Consider the following 3,743-nt stretch of genomic DNA (forward strand, 5'->3'; position numbering starts at 1 on the left):
CTGCGCGCGTCCGCGCGCGAATGGGCGAAGGCCCCGATCAGCCGGACAGGCTGATTTGCCAGGATCCAGGCCGGATCGAATCGAGAGAACCCCCTCCCCCTCCCCCCCTCCCGCAAGGGGAGGGGGGACTCATTTTTGCTCTCGTCATGAGCATCCCGGACGATTCCAGGGAATTCTGAAAAGGCCTCGCTTGCGGGCAACCCGTTGCGATGGGCATGGCAGGCCTGAACCCATCCCGCGCTAGTTCAGCTCCTTGGTCATGAACACGCGGCTGGTGCCAGGCGGATCACAGGCGATCTCGCCGAACGCCCGCCAGCCATGGCGGCGGTAGAACTCCGGCGCCTGGAAGCTGATGGTGAGCAGGACACCGGCGCGGCAGCCGCGGCGGCGCCCCTCCTCCTCCATCATCCGAAGGATGCGGCTGCCCAGCCCGCCGCCCCGCAGCCGCTCCGGCAGCCAGAACAGCTCGACGAACAGCAGCCCCAGCGAGGTGCGCCCCTTGGCGCCGCCCAGAATCTCGCCGCTGTCCGGATCACGGACCACGACCGAGAGCGGCCGCCGATCGCTGTAGCCGGTGACGGCATCGTTATAGGCGTTCAGCCCGTCATTGATCAGGGCCTCCAGTGCCTCGTCGGCCGTCTCGGCCAGGACGATCTCGGGATCGCTCATCGCCGCCTCCGCCTTTCAGCCTGCACGCTCACGACACCCGGCGCTGCACCCCGTCGACCGGCGACAAATGCGAGATCAGCCGCTTGCCGGTCCAGTACAGCAGCCGGACCAGCGGCGGCTCGATGCCGACCGTCAGCTCGGCCCCCTGCTCGAGGTTGAACCCGACCGCATGCGACGGGCTGGGGCCGATCGACGCCGGGATGCCGGCGAAGGTGGTGTCGACCGCGCGGTGGACATGGCCGCACAGCACATGCACCACCTGGCGGTGACGGACCAGCACCCGGGCCAGCCCGTCGCCATTGCCGCAACGCCAGCCATCCATCCGGGTCAGGCCGGTCTCGAAGGGCGGGTGGTGCATGAACACCAGCGCCGGCTGCTGCGGCGCCTCCGACAGCCGGGCGTCGAGCCAGTCCAGCCGCTCGTCGCACAGGAGCCCCTCGATCCGGCCCGGGATGGTGGTGTCGAGGCCGATCAGCCTGAGGCCGCCGGTCTCGCCGGCGATGTTCAGGAACGGCCCGTCGGTACCGACCCCGGCATGGCCGGCGAAGGCCTCGCGCATCGCCTCGCGCGAATCATGGTTGCCGGGGATCGCCAGCATCGGCAGGCCCAGCGGCGCCAGCGCCTTGCGGAACAGCCGGTACGATTCGACATCGCCCCGGTCGACCAGGTCGCCGGTGACCAGCAGCAGGTCCGGCTGCGGCGACAGCGCGCCGAGATGCTCGACGCAGCGCCGCAGCGCGCCGAGCGCGTCGATTCCCGTCTCCACCGCCACCTCCGGCGTGGTGACGTGGGTGTCGGTGATCTGGGCGATCAGCATGAACGTCCGGTCCTCGGCGCCGCGCAGCGGGACGGGGTCGGCACGGTCGCGCGGGCCGGGCCGACCCGATTTCAGTCCCAGAGCGTTACACCGGCGGCGAGGCCGAGCGCCAGCGCCGGATGCGGCTTCCGGCTCCCGGCCCGCGACACCGAACGGTTATTGCGCGCCGAGCGCGACCGGCAGGCTGAGCGTGTCCTTGCCGCGCACGACGGTCAGGGTCACCGAGGTCTGCGGCCGCATCAGGCCGACGGCGTTGCGCAGCGCGGTGGCGCCGTCGATCGGGTGCCCGTCCAGCGCCGTCACCACGTCGCCGATCCTGAGGCCGGCCGAGGCCGCGACGGTGCCGGGGACGATGCCGGTGATCAGCGCGCCGCGGGTGGCGGCGGAGATGCCGCGCGACGTCGCCTTGGCCGGCGTCAGGTCCTCGATCGCGACGCCGAGCTTGGCCCGCGAGACCGAGCCGAACTGCTCGATCTGGTCGATCGAGTTCTTGACCATGTGCATCGGAATGGCGAAGCCGATGCCGGCATTGGCGCCCGACGGGCTGATGATGGCGGTGTTGATGCCGACCAGATGGCCGTCGAGGTTGATCAGCGCGCCGCCGGAGCTGCCGGGGTTGATCGCCGCGTCGGTCTGGATGAAGTCCTCATAGCCCTCGATGCCCAGGCCGCTGCGGCCGGTGGCGCTGACGATGCCGAGCGAGGCGGTCTGGCCCAGGCCGAAGGGGTTGCCGATCGCGACCACGAAGTCGCCGACCTTGGGCATGTCCGTGTCGTCCACCGGCAGCTCGGTGGTCAGCCCCGCCGCCGGGATGCGCAGCACCGCGATGTCGATGTCCGCGGCCGAGCCCACGACCTGGGCCGGCACCTCGTTGCCGTTGCCGAGGGTGACGCCGATCTCGGTGGCGTTCTCGACGACGTGGGCGCTGGTGACGACCAGCCCCTTGGCGGCATCGACGACGACGCCGGAACCGACGCTGCGGAACGCCTTCTCCTTCTCGCCGCCGAAATAGCGCCGGATGTCGGGGTCGCGCAGCATCTCGGCGCTGGGCCGCACGGTGCCGCGGACCGAGACGTTGACCACCGCCGGCATGGCCTTGGTCAGCAGCGGATTCAGCGTCGGCAGCAGGCCCCCGCCGGTGGCGGAGCCGGCCGAGCCGCCGGAGTTGCAGGCGGACAGCGCCAGCATCACAGGCACGATCAGCAGCGTCAGGATGCGGCGCATCAAATCTCTCCTTCCGATCCGCTGGAAGATGTGCGCCGGTTTGCGCCAAGCGTCCAGGCCCCGGGTTGATTCCCGATCACCGAACCCGCGAGGGCGGCGAAAGTTCACGGACGGCCGGCCAGGGTGGCGGCAAGACCGGCCCGGAGCAAGGGTTTTGCGATCGGAGCGACACTGCCCCTCCCATCCTGCCCCCGGGCAGGGTATATAGTCGGACATGACGACTGTGTGACATCGGCGTCGGCGACGGGCGTCGGGCTGCGATCCGCTTCAGATCCGGAGGAACTTCATGACCGCGACCGACCAGGCCGACAGCGCGGATATCGAGGCTTTGGCGAAATTTTTGTCCGAATCCGACGCGGCGGCGGTGGCACCCTACGCGCTGGTGCGCCGCGGCCGGATCAAGTGCTTCTTCGACAACCCGTCGACCGCGACCGAAAGCGGCATCCAGGCCTATGCCGACCGCGCCTTCACGGTGATCGACGTCCGCGCCCGGAAGGTCGTGCGGAGGCGCTGAGGAGGCGGCGCTACCGCCCACCGATCCTATGACTGCGCCCCCTACGTCATGGCGAGGCGCGCAGCGCCGTGGCCATCCAGGAGCTGTGCGAGCCGCCCTGGATGGCCACGCCCCTTCGGGGCTCGCCATGACGGCTTAATGTCCTGAGCCGCCAGTCTCATCGTCAAAGCCAGACGGCTCGCGGATCGCCTCTCTCGGTGCCTCCGGAAGGTCGACACCGCCAAGCGGCGCAAAGCGCTGCCGGATCGCATCGGCCAGATTTCCGGTGGCGTCGGCTTCGCTCGACAGAGCAGACCGAAGGATGTCCAACACTTCATCCTCGACCGTACGACCGTTGCGGGCGGCACGCCGGCGCAAGCGAGCGATCAGGGCGGCGTCGAGTTGGCCAACAATGCTCGCGAAGACAGTCTCTACCAATTGATGACGTGCCGCGACACTCCCGCGAAGAGACCTGGTTGGCAACCGCATGTCTCGCACCGGCCTTGCTTTTCACACTCCCCCTCCCCTTGCGGGAGGGGG

The 3,743-nt window shown here is 69.7% G+C and carries 5 protein-coding genes; 1 reads left to right on the top strand and 4 read right to left on the bottom strand.

All coding sequences use genetic code 11. The annotated features are described in order from the left end of the window. Positions 1-240: 240 nt before the first annotated feature. The 3 genes from P409_RS29195 to P409_RS29205 all read right to left on the bottom strand — a co-directional run bounded on the left by P409_RS29195 (position 241) and on the right by P409_RS29205 (position 2,710). Positions 241-669, bottom strand: a complete 429-nt coding sequence (locus tag P409_RS29195; protein ID WP_034846693.1) for a GNAT family N-acetyltransferase — start codon at positions 667-669, stop codon at positions 241-243. A 28-nt stretch (positions 670-697) separates the two neighbouring features. Then, complete coding sequence (locus tag P409_RS29200; RefSeq protein WP_034846695.1) at positions 698-1,486, bottom strand: phosphodiesterase; 789 nt, start codon at positions 1,484-1,486, stop codon at positions 698-700. A 156-nt stretch (positions 1,487-1,642) separates the two neighbouring features. After that, positions 1,643-2,710, bottom strand: a complete 1,068-nt coding sequence (locus tag P409_RS29205; protein ID WP_052121540.1) for a trypsin-like peptidase domain-containing protein — start codon at positions 2,708-2,710, stop codon at positions 1,643-1,645. 286 nt (positions 2,711-2,996) lie between these two features. Here P409_RS29205 and P409_RS29210 point away from each other — a divergent pair, with 286 nt between their 5' ends. Then, the gene (locus P409_RS29210) at positions 2,997-3,224 is read left to right on the top strand and encodes a hypothetical protein (RefSeq protein ID WP_034846697.1); all 228 of its coding nucleotides are present in this window, start codon (positions 2,997-2,999) and stop codon (positions 3,222-3,224) included. 135 nt (positions 3,225-3,359) lie between these two features. Here the strand turns inward: P409_RS29210 and P409_RS37420 are convergent, their stop codons facing one another. After that, positions 3,360-3,692 (bottom strand): FitA-like ribbon-helix-helix domain-containing protein, encoded by a 333-nt coding sequence (locus P409_RS37420; RefSeq protein WP_343285533.1) that lies wholly within the window; start codon positions 3,690-3,692, stop codon positions 3,360-3,362. Positions 3,693-3,743 lie beyond the last annotated feature (51 nt).

It is taken from the genome of Inquilinus limosus MP06 (assembly GCF_000767795.1).
Taxonomy (GTDB): Bacteria; Pseudomonadota; Alphaproteobacteria; order DSM-16000; family Inquilinaceae; genus Inquilinus; species Inquilinus limosus_E.

Bases quoted from the DNA above. Each gene is read 5' to 3' on its own strand.
- P409_RS29205 (WP_052121540.1), bottom strand. From the start codon at position 2,710: ATGCGCCGCATCCTGACGCTGCTGATCGTGCCTGTGATGCTGGCGCTG.
- P409_RS29195 (WP_034846693.1), bottom strand. From the start codon at position 669: ATGAGCGATCCCGAGATCGTCCTGGCCGAGACGGCCGACGAGGCACTG.
- P409_RS29210 (WP_034846697.1), top strand. From the start codon at position 2,997: ATGACCGCGACCGACCAGGCCGACAGCGCGGATATCGAGGCTTTGGCG.
- P409_RS29200 (WP_034846695.1), bottom strand. From the start codon at position 1,486: ATGCTGATCGCCCAGATCACCGACACCCACGTCACCACGCCGGAGGTG.
- P409_RS37420 (WP_343285533.1), bottom strand. From the start codon at position 3,692: ATGCGGTTGCCAACCAGGTCTCTTCGCGGGAGTGTCGCGGCACGTCAT.